Annotated in this window: 22 protein-coding genes; 7 read left to right on the top strand and 15 right to left on the bottom strand. The window is 63.6% G+C overall.

All coding sequences use genetic code 11. The features are described 5' to 3' along the window. The first annotated feature begins 43 nt into the window (after positions 1-43). Positions 44-397 (top strand): 2Fe-2S iron-sulfur cluster-binding protein, encoded by a 354-nt coding sequence (locus TMPK1_RS11745; RefSeq protein WP_420243200.1) that lies wholly within the window; start codon positions 44-46, stop codon positions 395-397. Here the strand turns inward: TMPK1_RS11745 and TMPK1_RS11740 are convergent. After that, positions 369-1,370, bottom strand: a complete 1,002-nt coding sequence (locus tag TMPK1_RS11740; protein WP_420243199.1) for a cysteine synthase A — start codon at positions 1,368-1,370, stop codon at positions 369-371. The two genes, TMPK1_RS11745 and TMPK1_RS11740, sit on opposite strands and share 29 nt — an antisense overlap. A 60-nt stretch (positions 1,371-1,430) precedes the next feature. Between TMPK1_RS11740 and TMPK1_RS11735 the strand changes: the two genes are divergently transcribed. Continuing rightward, the gene (locus tag TMPK1_RS11735) at positions 1,431-2,105 is read left to right on the top strand and encodes a haloacid dehalogenase type II (RefSeq protein WP_420243198.1); all 675 of its coding nucleotides are present in this window, start codon (positions 1,431-1,433) and stop codon (positions 2,103-2,105) included. Positions 2,106-2,155: 50 nt separating this feature from the next. Here the strand turns inward: TMPK1_RS11735 and TMPK1_RS11730 are convergent, their stop codons facing one another. From TMPK1_RS11730 to gmd, 5 genes are all read right to left on the bottom strand, one after another. After that, positions 2,156-3,565, bottom strand: coding sequence for an HlyD family type I secretion periplasmic adaptor subunit (locus TMPK1_RS11730; protein ID WP_420243197.1), 1,410 nt, complete (start codon positions 3,563-3,565; stop codon positions 2,156-2,158). Between the two features lie 16 nt (positions 3,566-3,581). Beyond that, positions 3,582-5,348, bottom strand: a complete 1,767-nt coding sequence (locus TMPK1_RS11725; protein WP_420243196.1) for a type I secretion system permease/ATPase — start codon at positions 5,346-5,348, stop codon at positions 3,582-3,584. 243 nt (positions 5,349-5,591) lie between these two features. After that, positions 5,592-6,338, bottom strand: coding sequence for an ABC transporter ATP-binding protein (locus TMPK1_RS11720; protein WP_420243195.1), 747 nt, complete (start codon positions 6,336-6,338; stop codon positions 5,592-5,594). 4 nt (positions 6,339-6,342) lie between these two features. Beyond that, complete coding sequence (locus tag TMPK1_RS11715; RefSeq protein ID WP_420243194.1) at positions 6,343-7,185, bottom strand: ABC transporter permease; 843 nt, start codon at positions 7,183-7,185, stop codon at positions 6,343-6,345. A gap of 17 nt (positions 7,186-7,202) precedes the next feature. Then, a complete protein-coding gene (gene gmd, locus TMPK1_RS11710; RefSeq protein ID WP_420243193.1) occupies positions 7,203-8,243 on the bottom strand; it encodes a GDP-mannose 4,6-dehydratase in 1,041 nt (346 codons plus the stop codon). A 211-nt stretch (positions 8,244-8,454) separates the two neighbouring features. Here gmd and TMPK1_RS11705 point away from each other — a divergent pair, with 211 nt between their 5' ends. Then, positions 8,455-9,531, top strand: coding sequence for a glycosyltransferase (locus TMPK1_RS11705; protein WP_420243192.1), 1,077 nt, complete (start codon positions 8,455-8,457; stop codon positions 9,529-9,531). A gap of 3 nt (positions 9,532-9,534) precedes the next feature. Here TMPK1_RS11705 and TMPK1_RS11700 read toward each other — a convergent pair whose 3' ends face one another. Further along, positions 9,535-9,726, bottom strand: coding sequence for a hypothetical protein (locus TMPK1_RS11700; protein ID WP_420243191.1), 192 nt, complete (start codon positions 9,724-9,726; stop codon positions 9,535-9,537). A 52-nt stretch (positions 9,727-9,778) separates the two neighbouring features. Here TMPK1_RS11700 and TMPK1_RS11695 point away from each other — a divergent pair, with 52 nt between their 5' ends. Next, positions 9,779-10,687 (top strand): FkbM family methyltransferase, encoded by a 909-nt coding sequence (locus TMPK1_RS11695; RefSeq protein WP_420243190.1) that lies wholly within the window; start codon positions 9,779-9,781, stop codon positions 10,685-10,687. Here TMPK1_RS11695 and TMPK1_RS11690 read toward each other — a convergent pair. From TMPK1_RS11690 to TMPK1_RS11665, 6 genes are read right to left on the bottom strand one after another with little or no spacing between them, the layout of a single operon-like run. Next, a complete protein-coding gene (locus tag TMPK1_RS11690) occupies positions 10,684-13,014 on the bottom strand; it encodes a type IV secretory system conjugative DNA transfer family protein (protein WP_420243189.1) in 2,331 nt (776 codons plus the stop codon). The two genes, TMPK1_RS11695 and TMPK1_RS11690, sit on opposite strands and share 4 nt — an antisense overlap. Further along, complete coding sequence (locus tag TMPK1_RS11685) at positions 13,011-14,033, bottom strand: ATPase, T2SS/T4P/T4SS family (protein WP_420243188.1); 1,023 nt, start codon at positions 14,031-14,033, stop codon at positions 13,011-13,013. The genes TMPK1_RS11690 and TMPK1_RS11685 overlap by 4 nt, the downstream gene beginning before the upstream one ends. Then, positions 14,030-15,514 carry a TraB/TrbI/VirB10 family type IV secretion system protein gene (locus TMPK1_RS11680; protein WP_420243187.1) on the bottom strand — a complete coding sequence of 495 codons (1,485 nt, stop codon included), beginning with the start codon at positions 15,512-15,514 and terminating at the stop codon, positions 14,030-14,032. The genes TMPK1_RS11685 and TMPK1_RS11680 overlap by 4 nt, the downstream gene beginning before the upstream one ends. Continuing rightward, a complete protein-coding gene (locus tag TMPK1_RS11675) occupies positions 15,508-16,563 on the bottom strand; it encodes a TrbG/VirB9 family P-type conjugative transfer protein (RefSeq protein ID WP_420243186.1) in 1,056 nt (351 codons plus the stop codon). Before TMPK1_RS11675 ends, TMPK1_RS11680 begins: the two co-directional genes overlap by 7 nt. 11 nt (positions 16,564-16,574) lie before the next feature. Further along, positions 16,575-17,336 carry a VirB8/TrbF family protein gene (locus TMPK1_RS11670; RefSeq protein WP_420243185.1) on the bottom strand — a complete coding sequence of 254 codons (762 nt, stop codon included), beginning with the start codon at positions 17,334-17,336 and terminating at the stop codon, positions 16,575-16,577. Beyond that, a complete protein-coding gene (locus TMPK1_RS11665; protein WP_420243184.1) occupies positions 17,333-17,551 on the bottom strand; it encodes a hypothetical protein in 219 nt (72 codons plus the stop codon). Before TMPK1_RS11665 ends, TMPK1_RS11670 begins: the two co-directional genes overlap by 4 nt. Before the next feature lie 226 nt (positions 17,552-17,777). On the opposite strand from TMPK1_RS11665, the gene TMPK1_RS11660 reads away from it, so the two are divergent. The 3 genes from TMPK1_RS11660 (at position 17,778) to TMPK1_RS11650 (ending at position 20,871) form a co-directional block, all read left to right on the top strand. Next, positions 17,778-19,508 (top strand): M64 family metallopeptidase, encoded by a 1,731-nt coding sequence (locus TMPK1_RS11660; RefSeq protein ID WP_420243183.1) that lies wholly within the window; start codon positions 17,778-17,780, stop codon positions 19,506-19,508. Positions 19,509-19,610: 102 nt separating this feature from the next. After that, entirely contained in the window at positions 19,611-20,108 is a 498-nt protein-coding gene (gene msrB, locus TMPK1_RS11655; protein WP_420243182.1) for a peptide-methionine (R)-S-oxide reductase MsrB, read from the top strand. Positions 20,109-20,163: 55 nt separating this feature from the next. Then, positions 20,164-20,871, top strand: a complete 708-nt coding sequence (locus TMPK1_RS11650) for a haloacid dehalogenase type II (protein ID WP_420243181.1) — start codon at positions 20,164-20,166, stop codon at positions 20,869-20,871. 2 nt (positions 20,872-20,873) lie between these two features. Here the strand turns inward: TMPK1_RS11650 and fliG are convergent, their stop codons facing one another. Beyond that, positions 20,874-21,896 carry a flagellar motor switch protein FliG gene (gene fliG / locus TMPK1_RS11645; RefSeq protein ID WP_420243179.1) on the bottom strand — a complete coding sequence of 341 codons (1,023 nt, stop codon included), beginning with the start codon at positions 21,894-21,896 and terminating at the stop codon, positions 20,874-20,876. Positions 21,897-22,028: 132 nt separating this feature from the next. Next, on the bottom strand, positions 22,029-22,481 hold the full coding sequence (cynS, locus tag TMPK1_RS11640; RefSeq protein WP_420243178.1) for a cyanase: 453 nt from the start codon (positions 22,479-22,481) through the stop codon (positions 22,029-22,031). Positions 22,482-22,484: the final 3 nt, after the last annotated feature.

Raw genomic sequence — 22,484 nt, 5'->3', positions numbered from 1 at the left:
TCGGGACTGGATCCGACCGGCCCGACCTGTTTAGAAGGCGCCCATGAGCCACATCGTGGTCATTGACGAAAACGGGGACGAGCACGAGCTCGACGCGCCAGAAGGCTGGCGCGTGATGGAGATCATCCGCGACCACGGTCTGCGGATGAAGGGCCTGTGCGATGGTGCCATGGCCTGCGCCACCTGCTGCGTCGAGCTGGATCCGCACTGGGCCGATAAGGTGCCGGGGCGCACCGACGACGAAGAAGCGATGCTCGATACGATCGCCGACGTAGGTCCCAATTCGCGTCTCTCCTGCCAGCTGTTGTTTTCCGACGACCTCGCCGGCTTGCGCGTGACGTTGCGCAACGACGATGCCGAGGACGAGATCAGCCCGGCAGCCAGTCGGGCGGCTTGATCCCTTTCGACTTCAGGAACGCAGCGTCGAACATCTTCGACGCGTAACGCTGCCCGCCGTCGCACAGCACGGTGACGATCCGGTGCCCCGGTCCCAGCCGTCGTGCGATCTCGATTGCGCCGGCAACATTGACGCCGGTTGACGTGCCGACATTCAGCCCTTCGTCGCGCAGCAACCGCCAGCACCAATCCATCGCCGTCTGATCGTCGATCCGCACCGCATCATCTATCTGCGCCGCAGCAAGATTTTCGGTGACGCGGCCTTGGCCGATTCCTTCGGTGATGGAACTGCCTTCAGCGTGCGGCGTGCCGGTTTTGATCCAATCATACAGGCCCGATCCGTGCGGGTCGGCGAGAATGACGCGCACGCGTGCGTCCCGTTGCTTCAACGTCTGGCCGACGCCGGCAATCGTGCCGCCAGTGCCGGCCGCGCTGACGAAGGCGTCGATACGCCCGTCCATCTCGTCCCAGATCTCAACGCCGGTCGTCGCCGCGTGAATGTCCCGGTTGGCCAGATTGTCGAACTGGTTGGCGAAGATCGCGCCCGGAATTTCCTGCGCGCGCTTCTGTGCGACGCGCGCGTAGTTGCCGGGGTCGGAATAGGGGACTGCCTTGACCAGTTCCAACTCGGCGCCCAGCACGCGCAGCGCTTCAATTTTCTCGCGGCTCTGCGTTTCGGGCATGACGATCAAGGTGCGGTAGTGGCGCGCCCGTGCCAGCATCGTCAGGCCGATACCGGTGTTGCCGGCGGTGCCTTCGACGATGGTGCCGCCGGGTTGCAGCTGGCCCGCGCGTTCCGCTGCGTCGAGAATGCCAAGCGCAGTTCGATCCTTGATCGAGCCGCCGGGATTCATGAATTCGGCTTTGCCGTAGATGTCGCAGCCCGTCGCAGCGCTGGGGCCGGCGAGACGGATCAATGGTGTCCGGCCGATCGCAGCCGAAACATCCGGGGCAGTTGTGGCGAATGCAGCCATGGGGAAGCGACCCTACAAGCGCCGACAAGGCGCCGCAACGAGCGGGGATTGATGACGTCGATGCAGACAAAACGACTCGTCGTGTTCGACGCCTACGGCACCTTGTTCGACGTGCATGCTGCGGCTGCGATCCATGCCGATCGCGTCGGCCCTGATTTCGCGCGCATGTCGGCCAGTTGGCGCCAGAAGCAGCTCGAATATAGCTGGACGCGCAGCTTGATGCGGCGTCACGCGGATTTCTGGACCTGCACGCAGGAAGCGCTCGATTGGGCGATGGCGCTGTATGGAATCTCGCCTGCGAACGGTCTGCGCGGCGATCTGCTGGCCGCCTATCGCAATCTGCGCCCCTATGACGATGCCGGCCCGATGCTCGACTCGTTGCGCGCCGCAGGCTTCGGACTCGCCATTCTGTCCAACGGCACGCACGACATGTTGCGCGACGCGGTGACCGCGGCCGGCTGGAACGATCTGTTCGCCGCGATCCTGTCGATCGACGACGCCGGCATCTTCAAGCCCGACCCGCGTGTCTACACGCTGGTCGAGACCGCAACCGGCGTCGATCCGGCGTCGACTGTATTCGTGTCGGGCAATCCGTGGGATTCGGCCGGCGCAGCCAGCGCCGGCTTTCGCGTCGTGCGCTTGGCGCGTGCGAGCGCGCCGCCCGAATATATGTTTGCGTCGCGCATGGCCGAGATCGCGTCGCTGGCCAAACTTCCCGCCTTGCTCGGTTGCTGAAGCACAAACGGCGCGCCTCATGGCGCGCCGTTTGGTTGCAGTGCCTGTCGCTATTGCGCGACGAACGCTTTGTTGAAGCTGTCGTGCACGGGCTGGAAGAAATAGTCCCAGGCCGTGCGATAGCCGGTGACGATCTTCACTTCCGCCGGCATGCCGGGAAACAGCTTCAGGTTCGGGATCTTCGACAGCGCCTCTTTGTCGATACGAACCTGCGCCTGGTAATAGGCGGCGCCGGTGCGCTGATCTTCAAACCGGTCGGGCGACACTTCGGTGACTTTACCCGGCATCTGCGGCACGCGGCGCGAGTTGAACGCCGATAGCGTCACCCATGCGTCCATGCCGGGTTCGATCGATTCGATTTCCATCGGCGAGATCTGCGCCGTGATGACCAGATCGTCGCTGGTTGGCACCATCTCCATGATCGGTGCGTAGGGCTGCACGGTGCCGCCGATCGTGTGGTACTTCAGATTCATCACGATGCCGTCGAGCGGTGCCGTCACCGTGGTGCGGCCTAGAACGCTGTCGGCGGCGCGGCTGCGTTCGCGCAACTCGGCGATCTTGTCCTGCACCTGGCGCAGCTCTTCCGACGCCTGATCGCGATAGGTGTTGTTCAAGTCGGTGATCTTGAGGCGCGTTTCGTTCATCGCCTGGCGGATGCGGCCCATGTCAGCGGTGTTCGACGCCATCTGCCCGTCGAGCGCCGATTGGTTGCGCTGCAAGGCCAGCATGCGCGGCAGACGTTCCAGCCCCTGGTCGAGCAGAAACTTCACGCCTTTGACTTCTTCGTCGATGTAGCGGCGTTGCTCGGCGAGCGATTTGTTCTGCGCGGTCAGGCTGACGATCTGCTGCTGCTGCTGTTCGACCTGCTCTTCGTAGATCTTGCGCTTGCCCGCGATGGTGTTGCGGTTGGCTTCAAAGGCGCGACGCTGCCCTTCGACCAGTTCGGCGAGCTTCGGGTCGGTCTTGGCGCGCTCCAGCACTTCGTCGGGGAAGGTGACTGTGTTGGAGTCATCGCGCTGTGCAATCAGGCGCGCTTCGTACGAACGGCTCGCCAAAAGCTGATTGCCGACGATCTCCGACGAGGCTTCGGCCTGCGTCTTGTCGAGAACCATCAGCGGCTGGCCGGCTTTTACGACCGATCCTTCCTGCACCAGAATTTCGCGGATCACACCGCCTTCGAGATGCTGGATGGTCTTGCGCTGCGATTGCACGCTGATCGTGCCGTGCGCGATCGCGCCTTTGGCGAGCGGCACTGCAACGCTCCACAGCAGAACCGACCCGACCGTCAGCAGCCCGACCCAACCCGCCACGCGCACATAGCTTTTGGTGTTGAGATAGGGCGCCAAGTCGGAATGTTCCGGCGCGACGTCGGTCGCGGGCTGGAACAGCACCGGGAGTTTGATATCGCGCAGAACGGCGGGCAGGCGGAAGCCGCCTGAGGGCGCAGGAACCGTGCTCATAATCGCTACCTTATGTTCAGCCGCTCTCGGCGGCATCGGCGGGTGGCGCATCTTCGGTCTGCTGCGTCACCGGCTGGTTGTTTGCGACGACGGTCGGGCGCGTGTAGCGCGCCAAGACTTCGTCGCGCGGTCCGAACGCTTCCGCCATGCCGTTATTCATCACCAGCACCTTGTCAGCGGTCGCAAGCAACTGCAGCCGGTGCGTGGTGAAGATTACGGTGCGGCCTTCTGCTTTCGCATTCGCGACCACTTGTACCAGGACGTTCTCGCCCTCGGCGTCGAGACTTGAATTGGGCTCGTCGAGAATGACCAGCACCGGGTCGCCATACATCGCGCGCGCCAGCGCAAGACGCTGTCGCATGCCGCCCGACAACGCGGCGCCGTTGATGCCGATCTGCGTGTTGTAGCCGTCCGGCAGCGCCAGGATGGCTTCGTGAAGGCCGGTGCGGCGAGCCGCCAGAATGATCGGCTCGGCTTCGAGCGGGTCAGCGAAGCGCGCGATATTTTCGGCGACCGTTCCGTCGAACAGTTCGATTTCCTGCGGCACGTAGCCGACATATTTCGACAGCGCTTCGGTGTCCCACTGACCAAGTTCGGCGCCGTCGATGCGCACCGATCCGCTTGCAGCCGGCCACAGGCCCAGCGCAACGCGCAGCACGCTGGTCTTGCCGCCGCCGCTCGGGCCGATGATCCCGACCACTTCGCCGGGCTGGAACTGAACATTGACGCCTTTGATCACCGCGGCGCGGGCGCCGGGCGGACCGGCGATGACGTTGCTCAACGTGACCACGCCGTGCGGACGCGGCAGCTGCATCACGGGACGTTCTGCCGGCACTGCCTGCAGCAGCGCACGCAGTCGTTCGACGGCAGCGCGTGCAGCGAGAAGCTGCGGCCATTGCGCAACCGCGGCTTCGATCGGGCCCAACGCGAAACCGACCACCATCGCCGCAGCCAACACGCCACCCGAGCTGAGCTCGTTGCGAATGGAAAGATAGGTGCCGATGGCAACCGCAAGCACCAGCGTGGCATAGCGCGCGAAACGCAGCGCGGCGTTCAGCGTGCCACTGCGATCGCCGATCTCGGCCTGAAGTTTGACTGCTTGTACGTGACCGGCGCGCCAGCGATGCAGCATCGCCGGCAGCATGCCCATCGCTTCCAGCGCGTCGGTGTTGCGCAAGCTGGTGCCGACGAAGCTGTCGACGCGCAATGCAGCGCGGTTCGCTTCGCCGAACGTCTTCTTCGTGCGCATGTCGTTGGTGATCGCAATCGCGACGACGGCGATGGCGCCGGCGAGGCCTACAACGCCAACCCAGGCGTTGAACGCAAAAGCGAGCGCCAGAAACACTGGCACCCACACGGCATCTAGCAACGCAAATGCGGTCGAGCTCGTGATGAAGCTGCGCACGCGGTCGAGATCGCGCAACGCCTGTGCGCCCGCGACGCCCGGCGCGCGCGTCGACATCAACGTAACCGCACGAAAGATCGGCGCATCAACCAGCATGTCGAATTTCACGCCGGCGCGAACCAGCAGGCGTGCGCGTACGAATTCGAAGAAGGCGAGCAGCAACGCCAGCACGATCGTCAAGCCGCTCAACACCATCAGCGTATCCACACTTTTGATGGCGAGAACGCGGTCGACGATCTGCATCACGTACAGCGGCGCGATGAACAAAAGCAGGTTGGCGAACAGGCTGACTGCGAGGGCCGGGTAAAAGGCCTCGCGACATTTAACCAGTGCCTCGTCGAGCTCGGTCTTCTTCTTTGGTTGCTGCTGCGGATTCAAAAGCCAGTCCTTGATGCTCGCCGCGGGAGGAGGCCCGCATATGGGGGGCGCAGGGCCGCTGTAAAGCGGCGCGGGACGCGGACCATACACGGATCCGCGATTTTTGCTCGATCAGGCGTTGCTCATGGCCAGGCCAGTTCTACCCAAACAGGGTTAACATGGCCTTTCCGTCTCTTCAAAAACACTTGCGGCCGTTGGCTTACACAAGGAATGGCTGGGGTTCGGCCCTCGTTCCCGCAGCAATCAGGCGTATTTGGCGTAGGCGGCCAGCACATCCTCTACCGAGCCCTCCATGGCGACGCGGCCTTGGTCGACCAGCAACAGGCGGTTGCACAAGTTTCGCAGGATGTCCGGCGCGTGGGTGGCGATCACCATGATCGACGCCGCGTCGACCAGCGAATGCAAACGGTCTTCAGCCTTGCGCAGGAAGTGCGCGTCGCCGGCGCCGATCCACTCGTCCATCAACAGAATGTCAGGTCGCACCGCCGTCGAGGCCGCAAAGGCGAGGCGGATCATCATGCCGGCCGAATAGGTTCGCACCGGCATGTGGAGATAGTCGCCAAGTTCGCTGAATTCGGCGATCTCGGGAGTCTTGGCCCGAATCTCATTCGGCGTAAGTCCCAAGAACAAGCCGCGGAAATAGATGTTTTCCCAGCCCGTCGCTTCGGGATCGATGCCCAGCATGATGTCGAACAGCGGCGACACGCGGCCGTCGAGTTCGACAGTTCCGTTGTGCGGCTCGTATACGCCTGCGAGCAGGCGCAACAGCGTCGTTTTGCCGGCGCCGTTGGGGCCGATCAGTCCGACGCGATCGCCGTGGCGCAGCGTGAGATTCAACCCGTCGAGTGCACGCACGACCACGCGATCAGCAGCGTCGCGTGCGATCTTGCCGCCCGAGCTGCGTCGCAACAGCACTTTCTTGATCGACCGGCTGCCGCCCGAATAAAGCGGGAATTCCAGGCTGACGTTTGTGACGCGGATTTCGGCCATGTTTTTACAGCCAGAACGAAATGCGGCTGCGGAAGCGGCGAAAGAACACCAGCATGATCAGCCAGCTTAGGCCGCACAGCGAAAGCGACACGATCCAATTCAGCGCGCTGGGTGCGTGGCCCAGCCACGGTGCCCGCAGAATTTCCAGAAAGTGCCAGAACGGATTCCACTCGATCAGAATCGCGCGACGTCCTTGCAGCGTGTCGGGCGTCCACAAGATCGGCGTGATGAAGAACACGACCTGCAACAAGCTTGCGATGATCTGCGGGATGTCGCGAAAGCGGGCCGAGATCATGCCGAAGACGAGGCCGACCGCGAACGAAGTCAGCACGAACACGGCGAAGGCCGGGATGAACAACAGCGTCGCCCAGGTCGGGTAGACGCCGAACACCACCGCCACGATGACGAACACGACGAAGTTGTGGGCCAGGATCAGCGTGTTGCGCCAGATCGTACGCAGCAGATAGACGCTGTACGGAATGCGGATCTGTTTGATCACGTGTTCGGCCATGACGAACGTCGTGCCGCTCTCGTTGATCAACGAAGTCAGGTAATTCCAGAACAACAGCCCCAAGGTCAGATGGGGCATGTAGCGCTCGACGGGCTGGTTGAAGATGGCGGCGTAGATCACGCCCATGCCGCCGACCATCAACCCCATCGACAAGGTCAGCCAGAACGGACCCAGCATCGAGCGGCGATAGCGCTGGCGGATATCCTGCCAGCCCATCGAGCTCCACAACGCGCGTGACGCAAGCCCGTCTTTGAGATCTGCGATCGCGCGCGGCCACGAGCGCCACGCGAAATCACGTGCAGCAGGCGCGCGTGCCGCTTCGCTTGTGTCGGTCATCGCGCGCCTTTTTCTGTTTAGAATCGCAACGTGCCGTCGCGAACGCGACGCGCGTCCGCTTCGGCCATCATTGCAACCAAGCCCGGCAGATCGACTTTGCGCTTCCAGCCAAGCTTCGCTTCGGCTTTGGCGGGCGAGCCCAGCAGCAGGTCGACTTCGGCCGGGCGATAGAATTGCGGGTTCACCCGCACGATCACCTTGCCGCTCTTCTTGTCGAGGCCTTCGGTCTTTTCGTCCTGACCGCGCCATTCAATGTCGAAGCCGAGCGGCTTGGCGGCGTTCTCGACGAAGCTACGCACCGTGTGCGTTTCGCCAGTCGCCAACACGTAATCGTCGGGCGTGTCTTGCTGCAGCATGCGCCACATGCCTTCGACATAGTCGCCGGCGAAACCCCAATCGCGCTTGGCGTCGAGATTGCCGAGTTCGAGCACGTCGAGTTGGCCGGCCAGAATCTTGGCCAGCGACAAGGTGATCTTGCGCGTCACGAATTCGAAGCCGCGCAGCGGACTTTCATGGTTGAACAGAATGCCCGACGAAGCGTGCATCCCGTAGCTCTCGCGGTAGTTCACCGTGATCCAGTGACCATAGAGCTTGGCCACGCCATACGGGCTGCGCGGATAGAACGGCGTGTCTTCGGTCTGCGGCACGGCCTGGACCTTGCCGAACATTTCCGAGGTCGAAGCCTGGTAGAAGCGGATGTTCTTGCCACCGTCGATGCTGCGGATCGCTTCGAGGATGCGCGTCACGCCCAGCGCGTCGACATCGGCGGTGTAAAGCGGCTGGTCGAACGACGTACCGACAAAGCTCTGTGCGGCGAGGTTGAACACCTCGTCGGGCTTGGCGGTCTCGATCGCACGACGAATGTTGGAATCTTCCAGCAGGTCGAACGTGACCGTCTTGATCTGGTCGGCAATGCCGAGTTCGACCAAGCGCCAATTGTTGATCGAGGCGGCGCGGCGGGCCGTGCCCCAGACCGTGTAGCCCTTCTCGAGCAGCAATTTGGCGAGATAGGCACCATCCTGTCCCGTGATGCCCGTCACCAGCGCGGTCTTTGCCATCGATCCCTCACACTCTAAGAACGGCGCGTTGTCTACGAAGAAGCCTCTGGTCTCGCAAGCAGCGAGCATCGCCCTCGGTGTCGCGCATCGTGCATGGCGTGCGCTTCCGCACGGCTTTCGGCGGTCGCTATTCGCGACCGTGACGCGGGTTGTAGCACCGCTTCCTTCGGCCGCACCGGCCGGTCCGGGCCCAATTGCCGTCGCCGGCCCCTTGGCCACGGCCAGCGGGCTGGGCCAGGCCGCCCGCCTGCAGCTGGCTGCCTTCGCCCAGGCAGGGGTGGATGTGCGGGGCCTCGACCTGTCGGCCGCCTTCATGGCGGTGGACGAATCAGCCCCGTCCTATCCGCCGGCCGCTCCGGGCGAGGACGGGGTTCTGCTGCTCCACGCCAACGGCCCGTTCGCGCGCTATGCGCTGGCTCAGATCGGCCGGGCACGGCTTGGGTCCAAACGGGTCGTCGGCTATTGGGCCTGGGAATTGCCGCGCCTGCCGGACGACTGGCGCGACGGATTTGCCGCGGTTCACGAAATCTGGGTGCCAAGCCGCTTCACGCAGCAAGCGCTCGTTGATGCGCCGGTGCCGGTGCGCGTCGTGCCCTATCCGGTCGCGCTCGGTGCGCGCGGCGTGCGCGATCGCGCGTCGTTCGGATTCGCCGACGGCGAATTTGTCGTGCTGGTCGCGTTCGACATGGCGTCGACCTTTGCGCGCAAAAATCCGCTCGGCGCGATCGATGCGTTTCAGCGCGCGTTCGGCGCCGATCCGCGCGCGCGATTGGTGCTGAAAGTATCGAACGCAGAACGCGCGCCGGCTGCATCCGCGCTGGTTTCGCGCGCGATCGACGGCTTTGCCAACATGCAGATGATCGCCGAGAAATGGCCGCATGCGCGCGTGACGTCGTTGATCGCTTCGTCCGACGTCGTTCTGTCGCTGCACCGTGCCGAAGGATTCGGTCTGGTGCCGGCCGAAGCGATGCTCGACGGCGTGCCGGTGGTCGCGACCGGCTGGTCGGGCAATCTTGATTTCATGACGCCGGAAAATTCGGCGTTGGTTCAGCACGGCTTCGTTCCCGCAATCGACAGCCAGGGTACGTACGATCACGGCGACCAGCTGTGGGCCGATCCCGATCTGGATGACGCGGCGCGACAGCTGCGTCGCCTGTTCGACGATCCGTCGTTGCGCCATGCGATGACGAGGCGCGCGCGCGCCGACGCCGAACGCCTGTTCGGCGGGCAAGCATTTCTGGATGCGATCGGGCGTGACTGGCTGGCGCGCTGGGTGACGCGCGCCTGAGCGTCAGCCGTCGGCCGGCGACTCTGGCTGGGTGTTCTGCCGGATGCGGCGGACTTCCCATGCGATGTAATAGACCAACGCCACGCCGGCACCGACGATCGTGGCCTCTTTCCAGGCCATTCCGTATTCGTAGTGTGCGGCAAGCGCGACCAGCAGGGTCACCGCGAGAAAGATGCGATTGAGGACGACACGCATGGTCCTGCTATAAGCGGCGCCACGGAATGAGTCGACCCTGGGGTTACATTCGATGCCGCTGATCGCGTACGGCCAGAATTTTGAAGACGTGCTGCTGAACCGCTGCTTCGCGGACCAGGAAACGGGCTTCTATGTCGATGTTGGCGCCTGGCATCCGACCAACGAGAACGTCACCAAGATCTTCTACGACCGTGGCTGGCACGGCGTGAATGTCGAGCCGGTGCCGACCTATTGGAAGATGCTCGAAGGCGATCGTGTCCGCGACACCAACTTGCAGCTCGCGGTCGGCGACAAGGCCGGCACGCTGGAGCTCACCGTGTTCGAGGGGTCGGGCGGATCCAGTTTCGACGATCGCTTCGTGCAGAGCTTCGCGGCCGCGGGGTTCGCGCCGACCAAGATTCAAGTGAAGACGGCGACACTGACCGAAATCTTCGAGCAGTATGTGCCGCGCGGCACCAACGTCGATTTTCTGAAGATCGACGTCGAAGGCTGGGAAGACCGTGTCGTCGCCGGCATGGACTGGAAGCGGTTTCGTCCGCGCGTCGTGCTGATCGAAGCGACGTTGCCGAATTCCTGGACGCCGAACTGGGAAGCGTGGGAGCCGAGCCTGATCGCGCAAGGCTATCGCCAAGTCTGGTTCGACGGATTGAACCGTTGGTACCTGGCGGACGAGGCGTACGAATCGTTGAAGCAGCACTTCAACCGCCCGCCTTGCATCCATGACAATTTCATCACCGCGCCGCATGCCGCCGCGCTCGAATATGTGCGCGCTGCTTGGGACAAGAAAACGCTCGATCCGTCGACCTTGCCGCATGCGAACGCGCTGGCGATCTTGCAATGGAAAGAGATCGAAGCGGCACGTCACGAGCTGGCTTGGTACAAAAGCCACACGCCGTTCAAGCTGCTGAAAGCGCTGCTCGGCAAGAAGCTGACCGACCGCAAATGGAATTCGATCGGCTAGGCCTCGCCGCCGAACAGTTCCATCAATAGAAGCGCGGCGGTATCCGGATCAATCGCGGCGCCTTGGTTCGGCAGCAGCGGCGCCGCTGCCACCGCAAGCGTCGGCGCTTGCACGCGGTCGGACACGAAATCGCAATCGGCTTCGGCGATTGCAAGGTTCAGCGCTGTTTCGAGATCTTTCAGCGCCGCGCGATCGTACACAACCAGTCGCGCGCCGCCGCGCATCGCGTCGATCGACTCGAACCGTCCGCCCGCCATCGCGCGCACCGTCCAGCTATTGCCGTGCAGCCTCGCCGCGACTGCACCCCATCCCGCCGGTGCGCCGAACGATTCAAGATCGGCCGGCGTCGCGACATAAATCCGTTCGCCGCTGGCTTGGGCGCGACGCAAGTTCGCGCGCTGCTGGCGTGCGGCCAGCGCAGCGTTGGTCGCATCTTCAGGCATCGGAGCCGCTTGTTTGCCGCGTGCGCGGGCGCGCAGGCGCGCGTCGCGAAACCACCACGGGGTGCGCACCTGCACCGGCCGGTCGTTGAATCCCTGTACCAGCACGTAATGCAGCCCGTGCGGGATCGACATCAGATCTTGCGGCTTCAGCAATGGTGCCGCTTCGAACGAGCGGCTGCGATGGACGCTGCTTTGGGTCAGCTGCGCCGCCGAACCGGTTCCGCGCTCGCGATCACTGGTCGATAGTTTGACATAGGTATATTGGCCGACGCGGTCGGAGAGAGTCTTGGCTGTGTCGTAGTTGTTCTGGTTGAACACGACGGTAAAGGCGCAGCTCGTCTGCAAGGCCGACGTCTCCGGCGCGCCGTATTTGGTTTCCAGTTGCTTCAAGTCCTGCGCGATCAGCAGAAAGAACACGCCTTTCGACCGTCCCACCGCCGGGCCGGTCAGCGCCGCATCCAGTTTCGGCAATTGCGGCAATTCATCGAGCGCGAAACAGACGTCGAGCGGTCCGGTCGTTCCGCTGTTGCGGTCGCCGCCGACCAGAAACGCGGTCAGCGTGTCGATGAACAGTGCATTGATCACCGCCAGTGCGCGCGCATCTTCCTGGCGCGTACGCAGATAGATGGTCACCGGCTGCCATCTGCCCTTCGCGTCGCGTACGCCGCGCAGATCCGCAAACGAGAAATCGGAGGCGCTGGTGCGGGCGCGCACTGCTTCGTTGCGAAAGATTGCCAACGCGCCGGTCAAGGTCGTCAGCACGCCGTCGCGTGTGCGGTCGGCCGTCGACATCGCGTCGGTCAGCTCCTGCACTGCGCGATACGGATAGTTGTTCCGCTTTGCTTCGGCGATCGCCGCGGCGAAGAACGCAGCCAGCGGATCGGCGCCGCCGCGTTCGCGGGCAGCGATCTGCCCTTCGGTCAGCCAGTCGAGCAGCATCGGCAACGACGCTTCTTCGCCCTGCCAATGCGGCGGCAGACCGTTCCAGCGATTGGCGTCGGTGCCGTCATTGATGCGCGCGACGAGAAACTGTACGCAGCCGGTCAACAATGCCTGGGCTTTGCGCGGCCAGAACGGATCCTGATGGCCTTCTTCGGCGATCAGAACCTTGACCAGGCGATCGATATAAAGATCGCGCTGCGCCCCGGCCGCGGGCATCGAGCCGGGCGACAGCGGGTTCCATCGCGGATAGAGCAGGGCTTTGTCGGGCTCGTCGGTTGCGGCCCAATCAAGAATCCAAACCGGTCCAATGCGCGCGCGATGCGCCGAGGTCAGCTCGGCGATTTCGGGCTTCAGATCGTGCACCACGAAGCTGACTGAATCGGACTCGAGAATCGTCGGCACGACGAACCCCGCCGTCTTGCCGCTGCCGGGCGGTGCCACGACCAACACCGACAGGCTTTCCATCGCGCGCAGCGGACGACCACCGACCAGACCCAAATGCAGAAAGCGTCCGCACCGTGTCGATGCGATGCCGCGCCGTTCCATTCGTGCGAAGTCGAGCGCGCGGGCAAAGCGCGCATCGCCAAAGATCGGCGGTACGCGCGGGAACGGATTGGCGAGCGCAATGCGCAAGCCGACAAGCGCACCCACTGCCAGCGCGATCGCAGCGGCGACAAAGAAACTCGCGGGTGCAGTCGCCTGCCACTGCGCGTATTGCGTCAGGCGATAGGTGAGCAACGACGGCAAGGTCGGCACATAGTCGAGCAGCTGCAGCACCAGGCTGCGCCGCACGCCGCCGCTGGCAAGCAGCGCATAGGCGGGCAAGGCGAGCGCGAAGATCGTCAAGGCGGTCGTGGCGGCGCTCGCGGTCACGACGAACGACCAGATCGGCCGCCAGCGCCACAGGCGATACGGATCGGTGCCGTGCGCGAGCATACTCATGCTGCGTCCAACAAAGCGGGGATGACGCTTTGCGTCACGCCGCGCGCGCTACCGTCGCGGTCGATCTGTACGATGCGATGGAAGGTGCGCTTGAGCAGCTCAAGCGTCGCATCGCGATCGGGCGACTCGCCGTTCTGCGCCATATTCTGCACGATCGCTTCCAGCGCTTCGCGCGGATCGTCGGCATGGATCGTGACCATGAAGTTGCGATGGCCGGTCGTCGCTAGGCGCAGCATGGCGCTGGTATTGGCGATCGAAATCTCGCTACCGACGATCGCGTCCGGCGTCATACGCACGACGCAATCCAGGATCATCCGTTCGCGCCCCGCCGCCGCACCCGCACTGGCATGCGCGGTGACGAGATGCACGCGGTTGGGATGGGTGCGCGACAGATCCAGCTCGCGCGTGTCTTCGACCGTAACGACCCGGTGATGGGCGGGAATCAGGTCTTTGATTACGCGGCGCAGAAAGCTGGTCTTGCCTGTCGAGGTCGCGCCCGAGATCAGCACGTTCTTGCCGCGCCGCATCGCTTCGCAGAAATCCTCGTAGGCGTCGTCGGCGTAGCGCGCCGGCGGCGGTTCGCGCAGTGGCGCTGCAAGCAGGCGGCCGGGCGCGAACTCGAAATCATCGAAGGTCAGTTCGGTTTCGCCGAGGCTGCGCAGATTGAGCGCAACGCCGCCTTCGCTGGCGTCGCGTTCGATCCCGCTCTCGTCTTTCCCGTAGGCGACTGCGTTGCCTGCAATCAGATTGAGGCGCAGGTCATAGCCCGGCACCTGCTTGCGCAAATAGGGATGGTGCTGCGGATCGAACGGCTCGCCAATTTCGTTGGCGATCGCGACCGCCAAGGTTCGCACCAGATAGTCCCAGGTCAGTTCGGGCGCGTCGCGCCGTTCCCACCGATCGGCGCGCCGGCGTTTGAGCCAGATCGCGCCCGGATGCATCAGCGCGATTTCTTCCAGAGTCGGATCGTCGATCCAGCGCAGCAACGGCGCCAGCACGTAGCGCAGCCGCCCATTCATCGCGGCAACAGATCGCGCGCGCTGGCGCCAAGCTGGGTCGGATCGTAAGCGGGCAGGGCGCGGATCGGCAGATCGCTGAAGCCGCGCGTTGCATCACCGATTGCGCGTGACGCGGTTTCGCCAAGCGCGTTGTTCTTTGCCGGCCCCGGATTGAGCGGCGCTTGCACGCCGTCGGCTTGGCCTTCCGGTTCGTCGAGGCGCGGAATGTAGAGATCCTGGCCCAGCACAATGTCGAGTTCGGTGCCGCCTGCGACGATGCCGATCGGTTGTTGGCGCGCGCCTTCAGCGGCGAGCTGGCGCGTCACGTCGGCAAAATCGCGGCGCAACTGGCGCGCCGCTTCCTGGCGCGGCGTCTCCTGACGCGACGAACCCAGCACGCCGTCGGTGACGGTCACGCTTTGATTGCCGGCGAGATATCCGGTCGCGGCGAAATTCACCAACGACGTTGCCATCGCGGTGCCGAACCGATCCCAGAACTGCGTATAGACCTCGGCCGGCAGGCCCGGCCGTCCCATTTTGTCGGCCGCGATCGCGCCTTCCAACGTGACGCTGGCGCCGTCGGGCGTCAGCATGCGTTGCCACAACACGCCCATGCGATAGAGATCGCCGCCACTGGTGCCGAGCACCGACGTGCCAGCGGGAATCAAAATCTCGCCCGTGTCAGGCGAGCGCACCGGGCGCGCCACATGCGCGATGACCCGGCCCGGCATGTTCGAGGTGATCGGCGTCTGCAGCACCGCCTTGATGACGCGGTCTTGTGTGATGATGCGCGAACGGTCGACGGGCCGCGTGAATTTCGCACTGGGAATCGAATGGTCGCGGAAGGCGGCGTTGTAGTGCGGTGCCGCTGGTTCGACGGCGGGCGGGCCGGTCAGAACGCGCGGCGTCGCTGGTTGCGCGCGCAGCAATTGCCACGCGGCAAGCTGTTCCATCGCCGACGGTGCGCGCGGTGCTTGCGGCACCGCGGCTGCGACCGGCGCTGCTTCGGGCGCTTGCATCCGTTCGACTTGAATCTCGGTCGCACGCAATGCGCCGCCGTGATCGATGGTCACCAAAGTTGCCAGCGCCGCGCCACCATCGACTGTCAGCCCGAGATTGCAGCTCGTACCGGCTTGCAGCCAGCCATTGCGCAACGACAGGCAGTCGCCGTCGAACCGTACCGCGCTCGACGGCGACCGCACGGCGCCGATCATGGCCGCGACGCCACCCGTCGCAGTCAACACGATCGCACGACGCTCGCTGGTGCCCGGCCGTGGTGCGAATTCGACTCGCTGCGTCGAAGCAACAACTTGGGCCGCGATCGGTGCGGCGGTGGTTGCGACGCGCACTTTGCCTTCGTCGCTGTCGGGCAGTTTGGGCGGTGCGGTGCCGCCCGAATTTCGCAGCAGCACGATAAAGAGTCCGATCAGCCCAAAGAACACGCCCAGTCCCGCACCGGCCCACCGCAACGTCCGCGCGGTGTCGGGCGCCAGCGTCACCATTTGAACAGCGCAGCCAGCGTGCCGCGTTGCGCTTCCTGCGGTGCGGGCGCGCGTGGTGCGCGTTCGTATTTCACGCACACGGTGCGGTCGCCGCTTTTTAACGCGAAGTCGGATTCGACGACGTCGACGCGCATCAACTGCCCGTTTTCGCCTTTGGTCTCGACATTGGCCAAAGTCTCGACGCCATCGACGACGGCGTAGATGGCCGGCTTGGTCATGGTTGCGGCGCGCGTGCCGAAATCGAAATAGGTGTAGGGGCCAAGGCGGAAGACGCGGTCCGGTGCGATGTCGCGATCGCTGTCCTGTTTGACGTACCAGCGATAGGGAAAATCCAACGGCTCGGCCGCCGGCGGCGCGCCCTTGATCGACGGTGCGAAGTTGGATGGGGTGAGGCTGCTGCCTGGCGTCGGACCAGGTGAACTTGCTTCGACGACCGCGATTGCATCGGGCGTGGTGTTGGCGTTGAAGCCTTCGGCCCGCACATAGAATGTGTAGGTATTGCCGCTGCTGCCGACGACGGTGACCATCGTGTCGTCACCCGCCGCGTGTCCGATCACCATCAGTTTCGACGGCGCGATCTTGGCTACTTCGAACGACCAAGGTTTGGTGTTCCAGATCGGCTCCTGCACGCGCTCCCAATCGGGAAGATAGATGCGCGTGCCGAGATTGACCGGCGTGCGCAGCTGCATCACCAGCATCGGATCCCAGGAAAAGCGCACCACGAACGGCTGCACCTGTCCGCGCGCGGCATTGGGATGGTCGAACTGCCGGTTGATCGAACCGGTCGGCAGCACGCTGCTGGGAAGCTGGGTCAACCGGTCCATCGCGCCATAGTCACCGCGCGACTGCGCTTCGATCTGGCGCGCGGTGCTTTCAATGAGCGGTGGTGGAATTGGCGGTCGTTCGGCTTGCGGCTGTTGCAACGTCGCCGGCGGCGCGATCGGCGCTGCGGCGGGCGCCGCGACACTGCGCACCGGCAATTGCAGCGGATCGACGGCCGCCGTCGCGGGCGCTGCAAGCAGTGAAGTAAAAAGCAGGACTCGTTTCATCGCGGCCATCTTCATCGCAAGGGGCCTTCGGCCGGCTTTTCGCGAATGGCGTAGCCCGTGACTTTCAGCCGGAACGGATTTTCGTATTTGGCCGCGCCGCGCGCGGCTTCGTCGATCGAACGGACAGTGAGGCTCGCGGTCCAACTTGCGCGCGCGACGTCGCGGCCGGTCGCGTCGCGATCGACGGTGACGAAATCGACGGTGAAGAATCCATCGCGGCCGCGCCGGACCGGCGTCAAGGTCGCAACCGCGCGAATGTCGGCGCTGCGCATCAGACCCAGCGCGCGCAGGCGCTGTTCCTCGGCGCGGGCGCGCGTATCAAAAATGCGCAGCTCATTGGCGTCGGTGAATTCGGGGACGAGCCCGCCAGGGCCCCAGATTTTCTGCTGTTCGCCGGCGCTGAGCAGAATTTCGGCGCGGGCTTTTACGTAGGCGCCGATCTGCCGTTCGATCACAAGGTCGGCGCCGTCTGCGTCGATTTCGAACGGACGCACGCGCACGATTTGCTGGTCCAGACCTTCCTGCTGCAACAGCAGCGGCACCACCGTCTTGAGGGGGAAGAGCCCGATGATGAGGAAGGTCTGGGCGCAGTTGCCCAGCAGCGAAAGCGCCAGGCAGAAGCCGAGAATCCAGGACGTTGTTGCTTCGCGATTCGAATTCAGCGGCGAGGCGAAGCGCACGGGATAGGCGGCCAACCGGTCGCCCAGCGATAGGCGGCGCGGACGCACTGTCGCTGCCGCATCGGCCGTCCGATCAGCCGCGACATCGCTCATCCGACTTGCCGCAACAGGTCGGTGCGGAATCGTTCGAGCGCGGGGCCCGCCGGTGGCGGCGTCGTGATCTCGACGCACGGGCTGCCCGGCGCGCCGGCACATTTGCTGCGCTTCAGGTCATTTGCGCCGCTGCCAATGCCGATTGGATCGGCTGTGCTGCTACCGCAGGCGGCGAGCAGAAGCAGGGCCAACAGCGAAACCAGGCGCATGCGCACGAACGACCTCCCGAGGCGAACAGCGGCATCCTGGCGGCCTTGGCAAGCTTGGTCAATCGTTTTCCGTAGAAGCGCGTAAAAACGCGCTATCTATGGAAACAGGCAAAACTGTGCTCTTTCAGTCGCGCTTGCATAATTCATGCGTGATCGCGGCCTTTTGTTCGACTGAACCGGGCGCTGCGGTGTATGGGATGGGCGTGGTGCGTCGTTCAGAACGGGAGATCGCATGCCGGTAAATACTGTGGTGAACAACGGTTCCAGTTCGAACCGGGTCAACATCGTCATTATGGGTGACGGCTACACCCAGGCCGAGCAGACGACGACCTACACGCAGCATATCTCGTCGCTGGTGAGCTATCTGTTCGGCGGCGGCGCATTGACCGAACCGTTCGGTCGCTACGCAAAATTCTTCAACGTCTATTCGATCAACGTCGTCTCGAACGAGTCGGGCTCAGACATCCCGCAGAACGGTATCGTCAAAGATACGGCGCTGAATTCGACCTATCGCTTCGACGGCAGCACCGACCGTCTGCTTTACGTCAACGATACGCTCGCCAACAAAGCACTGGCCGATGGATTGGCCGGCACCGGCATCACCGCATCGATGAAATTCGTGACGGTGAATGCGACGGTCTATGGCGGCGGCGGCGGTACGTTCGGCGTGTTCGCGGGCGGCAACGTGTCGGCGCAGGACGTTGCGGTGCATGAAATCGGTCATTCCTTTGCGCGCTTGGCCGACGACTATTTCGATCTGACTGGCACGTTCCCGGGCGCCGAGCCCAGCGCCGCCAATTCGACCAAGGATCCGACCGGCGCGAAGTGGAAGAACTGGATCGGGTACGACCAGGGCCCGGGCATGGGGGTCATCGGCGTTTACGAAGGCGGCTCGCGCTATCCGCAAGGCGTCTATCACCCGTCGCCGGACGGAAAGATGAACCATCTCGGCAAGCCGTTCGACGTCGTCTCGCGCGAGGCGTTCGTCTTGCGCTTCTACGACTTCGTGCGGCCGCTCGATTCCTTCACCAGCAACACGACCGCGCTGCGCGATGCGACTTCGGTTGCGGTCAAGACGGTCGACCCGACGATCATCTCGACACGTTGGACGTTGGACTCGCAGTTGGTGTCCGACGCGCATGTCGAAACCTTCGACATTGCCGGCAGCGGTGTTTTTGCAGCGGGCACGCATTCGCTGTCGCTGCTCGCCTACGATCCGACCGACTGGGTGCGTGCAACCGACCGCTCGAAGCTGCAGCAATCCGTGTCCTGGTCACTCGAATTCACCCAAACCACCGGTACCGCCAGCGCCGCTGGCTCAACCTTCTACGGCGCCGAACGCAACGACGTGTTCGTTGGGCTGGGCGGGTCGGACCGGTTCATCGCGGGCGCGGGCAACGATCAGATTGAAGGCGGTGGCGGCACCGACGTCGCGGTCTTCACCGGCAGCAAAGCAAGCTACGACTTCACGAAGGCGAGCGGCGGGCTGCAAGTCGCCGACCGGCGCACTGTCGGTGGCGACGGGACCGATACGCTCAACCATGTCGAAGTGCTGCAATTCAGCGACAAGGCGATGTTCGCGCTCAGCGGCGACGAAGCGTCTCTGTCGCGACTCTATTCCGCCGCCTTCGCACGCGCGCCGGACGTGCAGGGTTTGATTTTCCAGATCGACCACGGGCTGCATGCCGGGCTTGCCTTGAACCAGCTCGCGAATAACTTCCTTGCTTCGGCCGAGTTCGTCGCGCGCTACGGCGCCAGTTCGACCAACACCCAGTATGTGACCGCGCTCTACAGCAACGTGCTGGGACGTATCGCCGATCAGGGCGGATTCGACTTTCAGTTGAGCGCGCTCAATACCGGGCAGGTGACGCGCGCCCAATTGCTGCTGAACTTTGCCGACTCGCCCGAAAACAAGGTCAAAGTGGTGGGCGACTGGATGCTGGCGGACACGCTGCTTGGGTAGGGCCCGGCACCCTGGATGGGTGCGACAAGCGATCTAGGTAACCCCGCGAAGACCGATGCGAACCCCCAGAGCGACCCGATGGCGGGCGACCGGAGGAATGCGATGGATCGACGTGAATTTTTGACGGGCACGGCTGCAATCGCCGTGCTGGCGACGATAGGGGGTTCGATGTTCGGAAGCGCCAAAGCAGCCGAAGGCGAGAAGTTCGAGATCACCAAAAGCGACGCCGAGTGGAAACAAATCCTCTCGCCCGCCGCGTACAATGTTTTGCGCGAACACGGCACCGAACGTGCCGGTACCAGCCCGCTGAATGCGGAAAAGCGCAAAGGCCTGTTTCACTGCGCCGGCTGCGATCTGCCGGTCTATTCGTCGGACACGAAGTTCGAAAGCGGCACTGGCTGGCCCAGCTTCTGGGCGCCGTTGCAGAACGCAGTCGGTACCAGCACCGACAAGAAGTTCTTTATGACGCGCACCGAAGTTCATTGCCGCCGCTGCGGCGGTCATCTCGGGCACGTGTTCGATGACGGCCCGGCACCGACCGGCAAACGCTATTGCATGAACGGCGTCGCGATGACGTTCAAGCCAGGCGAGACAGCCTAAACACACCAACGATCACCCCGGCGAAAGCCGGGGTGATTTGCTGTCTGGGGTAACGATGGCCGACGAAATCCGCGCGCTGGTATTCGACGTGTTCGGTACCGTGGTCGATTGGCGCGCCAGCATTGCACGCCAGGTCGAGACGCTGGCGCGCGTGCGCGGCCTGACGGTCGATGGAACTGCGATCGCCGATGCGTGGCGCGGCCTGTATCAACCGTCGATGTCGGCGGTGCGCGACGGCACGCGTCCCTTTGTCGATCTCGACGTGCTGCATCGCGAATCGCTCGACGCGCTTGTCGAACAGCACGGCCTCGGTTCGTTGGACGATGCCGACCGCCACGCGCTGGTGTTGGCATGGCACCAGTTGGACGCGTGGCCCGACGTGGTCGAAGGGCTGACCCGGCTCAAACGCAAGTTCATTCTTGGGCCGTTGTCGAACGGCCATGTCGCGCTGCAAGTCGGCATCGCCAAACATGCGGGCTTACCGTGGGACGTGATTCTTTCGACCGATCTCTATCGGACCTACAAGCCGCGCCCTGAAGCCTATCAAGGTGCGTGCAAGCTGCTGAAATTGGCGCCGAGCCAAGTGATGCTGGTCGCGGCGCACAACAACGATCTTGGTTCGGCGCGTGAGCAGGGGATGCGCACCGGCTTCGTCGTGCGCAACGAGCACGGGCAGGGGCAGGTGATCGATCAGAAAGCCGAGCAGGATTGGGACGTGATCGCCGACGACTTCGTTGATCTGGCGAAGCGCCTGGGCGCGTAAGCTTAGTAGATCACCTCATCATCCTGTCCGCCTTCGGCCAGGATGATTTCGCCGCGCGCGGCCAGGTCTTTGGCGGTGGCGACGATGAATTGCTGCGCTTCGTCCACGTCGCGCAGGCGCACCGGGCCCATCGCGTTCATGTCTTCCTTGAGGATCTTCGCCGCGCGTTCCGACATGTTCGAGAAGAACAGGTTGCGCAGAATTTCCGACGCACCTTTGAGCGCCAGCGGGAAGCGCGTCTTGTCGACCACACGAATGATCGTCTGGATCGCCGACGGATCCAGCTTCTGCAGATCCTCGAACGTAAACATCAGCGCTTTGATCTTCTCGGCGCTGTCGCGGTTGCGCTCTTCCAGTGCGGCCAGGAACCGGTTCTCAACCGCACGGTCGAGATTGTTGAAAATCTCGGCCATCATCTCGTGGCTGTCGCGGCGATTGGTGCGCGCCAGGTTCGACATGAACTCGTTGCGCAAGGTGCGCTCGACGTCGTCCAGAACTTCCTTCTGCACCGCCTCCATGCGCAGCATGCGCATGATGACTTCCATCGCGAAGGTTTCCGGCAGCTGGCTCAGCACGCGGGCCGCATGGTCCGGCTTGATCTTCGACAGCACGACCGCAACCGTCTGCGGATATTCGTTCTTGAGGTAGTTGGCGAGAACCTGCTCGTTCACGTTGCCGAGCTTGTCCCACATGGTGCGACCTGCGGGACCCCGCAGCTCTTCCATGATGGTGCCGACTTTGTCCTTGCCCATCACCTTGAGCAGAAGACGTTCGGTCGCCGCGATGCCGCCGACGATCGTGCCCGTCGACGACATCTGCTCCGCAAACTCGGCAAACAGACGTTCGATAATCGACGACGACACCGAGCCCAGGTTCGACATGGTCTGCGCGATTTCGCGGACCTCTTCGTCGTCCATATGCTCGAACAAACGCGCCGCGTTCTCTTCGCCCAGTGACAGGGCAAAGATCGCCGCCTTCTCGGGGCCGCTCAGGCTTCGATAATCTTCGCGAACGCGTGACGCCATGACCTCTTCTCAACGGCTTCGGGCCGTTTCGTCAACAAGGCCGTTCTTGCACGTTCACGGGCCGACGATTCCAGCGGGGAATGCGCCCGCATTCCCCGTCTCAGCCCCGGTCTCAACCCTACGAAGTCTCGCTCAGTACTGGCGGTAGGAGAGGAATTTTCCCGTCATGGTCAGCTTCACGCGATCTCCCTTGGGGTCGGGCTGCCGCTCCATCTGCATGTCGAAATCGATCGCCGACATGATGCCGTCGCCGAATTCTTCCTGGATCAAGGACTTCCAGGTCGTGCCGTAGACCTGGACCAGCTCGTAGAAGCGATAGATCAGCGGATCGGTCGGCGGGCCCGGCGGCAGCGACCCGCGATAGGGGATTTCCTGCAGCAGTAGAATCTCGTTCTCGGTCAGGCCCAGCACTTTGCCGGCCTTTTTGGCTTCGCCATCGCTGAGCTTCATCTGCCCGTGCAGCGCAGCCGTGTAGTAAATCGGCGAACCCTTGCCGATCGCAGCCGCGATCTTTTTCCAGGTCAGCTTCTTCTCGCGCTTGATGCGCTGGATTTTGGCGGTCAGTTCTTCGCGCGTCGTGGCCATGGT

The sequence above is a fragment of the Roseiterribacter gracilis genome (assembly GCA_018332375.1).
GTDB lineage: Bacteria > Pseudomonadota > Alphaproteobacteria > BOG-932 > Roseiterribacteraceae > Roseiterribacter > Roseiterribacter gracilis.
Note: the sequence above shows the minus strand (reverse complement) of the source record. Positions and strands in the feature narration are given on the sequence as shown.

Coding starts and splice junctions, on each gene's coding strand:
- TMPK1_RS11700 (WP_420243191.1), bottom strand. CDS start 9,726: ATGCGTGTCGTCCTCAATCGCATCTTTCTCGCGGTGACCCTGCTGGTC.
- cynS (WP_420243178.1), bottom strand. CDS start 22,481: ATGGCCACGACGCGCGAAGAACTGACCGCCAAAATCCAGCGCATCAAG.
- TMPK1_RS11685 (WP_420243188.1), bottom strand. CDS start 14,033: ATGAATGGGCGGCTGCGCTACGTGCTGGCGCCGTTGCTGCGCTGGATC.
- TMPK1_RS11675 (WP_420243186.1), bottom strand. CDS start 16,563: ATGAAACGAGTCCTGCTTTTTACTTCACTGCTTGCAGCGCCCGCGACG.
- TMPK1_RS11650 (WP_420243181.1), top strand. CDS start 20,164: ATGGCCGACGAAATCCGCGCGCTGGTATTCGACGTGTTCGGTACCGTG.
- msrB (WP_420243182.1), top strand. CDS start 19,611: ATGGATCGACGTGAATTTTTGACGGGCACGGCTGCAATCGCCGTGCTG.
- TMPK1_RS11695 (WP_420243190.1), top strand. CDS start 9,779: ATGCCGCTGATCGCGTACGGCCAGAATTTTGAAGACGTGCTGCTGAAC.
- TMPK1_RS11730 (WP_420243197.1), bottom strand. CDS start 3,565: ATGAGCACGGTTCCTGCGCCCTCAGGCGGCTTCCGCCTGCCCGCCGTT.
- TMPK1_RS11720 (WP_420243195.1), bottom strand. CDS start 6,338: ATGGCCGAAATCCGCGTCACAAACGTCAGCCTGGAATTCCCGCTTTAT.
- TMPK1_RS11670 (WP_420243185.1), bottom strand. CDS start 17,336: ATGAGCGATGTCGCGGCTGATCGGACGGCCGATGCGGCAGCGACAGTG.
- TMPK1_RS11735 (WP_420243198.1), top strand. CDS start 1,431: ATGCAGACAAAACGACTCGTCGTGTTCGACGCCTACGGCACCTTGTTC.
- TMPK1_RS11740 (WP_420243199.1), bottom strand. CDS start 1,370: ATGGCTGCATTCGCCACAACTGCCCCGGATGTTTCGGCTGCGATCGGC.
- TMPK1_RS11715 (WP_420243194.1), bottom strand. CDS start 7,185: ATGACCGACACAAGCGAAGCGGCACGCGCGCCTGCTGCACGTGATTTC.
- fliG (WP_420243179.1), bottom strand. CDS start 21,896: ATGGCGTCACGCGTTCGCGAAGATTATCGAAGCCTGAGCGGCCCCGAG.
- TMPK1_RS11680 (WP_420243187.1), bottom strand. CDS start 15,514: ATGGTGACGCTGGCGCCCGACACCGCGCGGACGTTGCGGTGGGCCGGT.
- TMPK1_RS11690 (WP_420243189.1), bottom strand. CDS start 13,014: ATGAGTATGCTCGCGCACGGCACCGATCCGTATCGCCTGTGGCGCTGG.
- gmd (WP_420243193.1), bottom strand. CDS start 8,243: ATGGCAAAGACCGCGCTGGTGACGGGCATCACGGGACAGGATGGTGCC.
- TMPK1_RS11745 (WP_420243200.1), top strand. CDS start 44: ATGAGCCACATCGTGGTCATTGACGAAAACGGGGACGAGCACGAGCTC.
- TMPK1_RS11660 (WP_420243183.1), top strand. CDS start 17,778: ATGCCGGTAAATACTGTGGTGAACAACGGTTCCAGTTCGAACCGGGTC.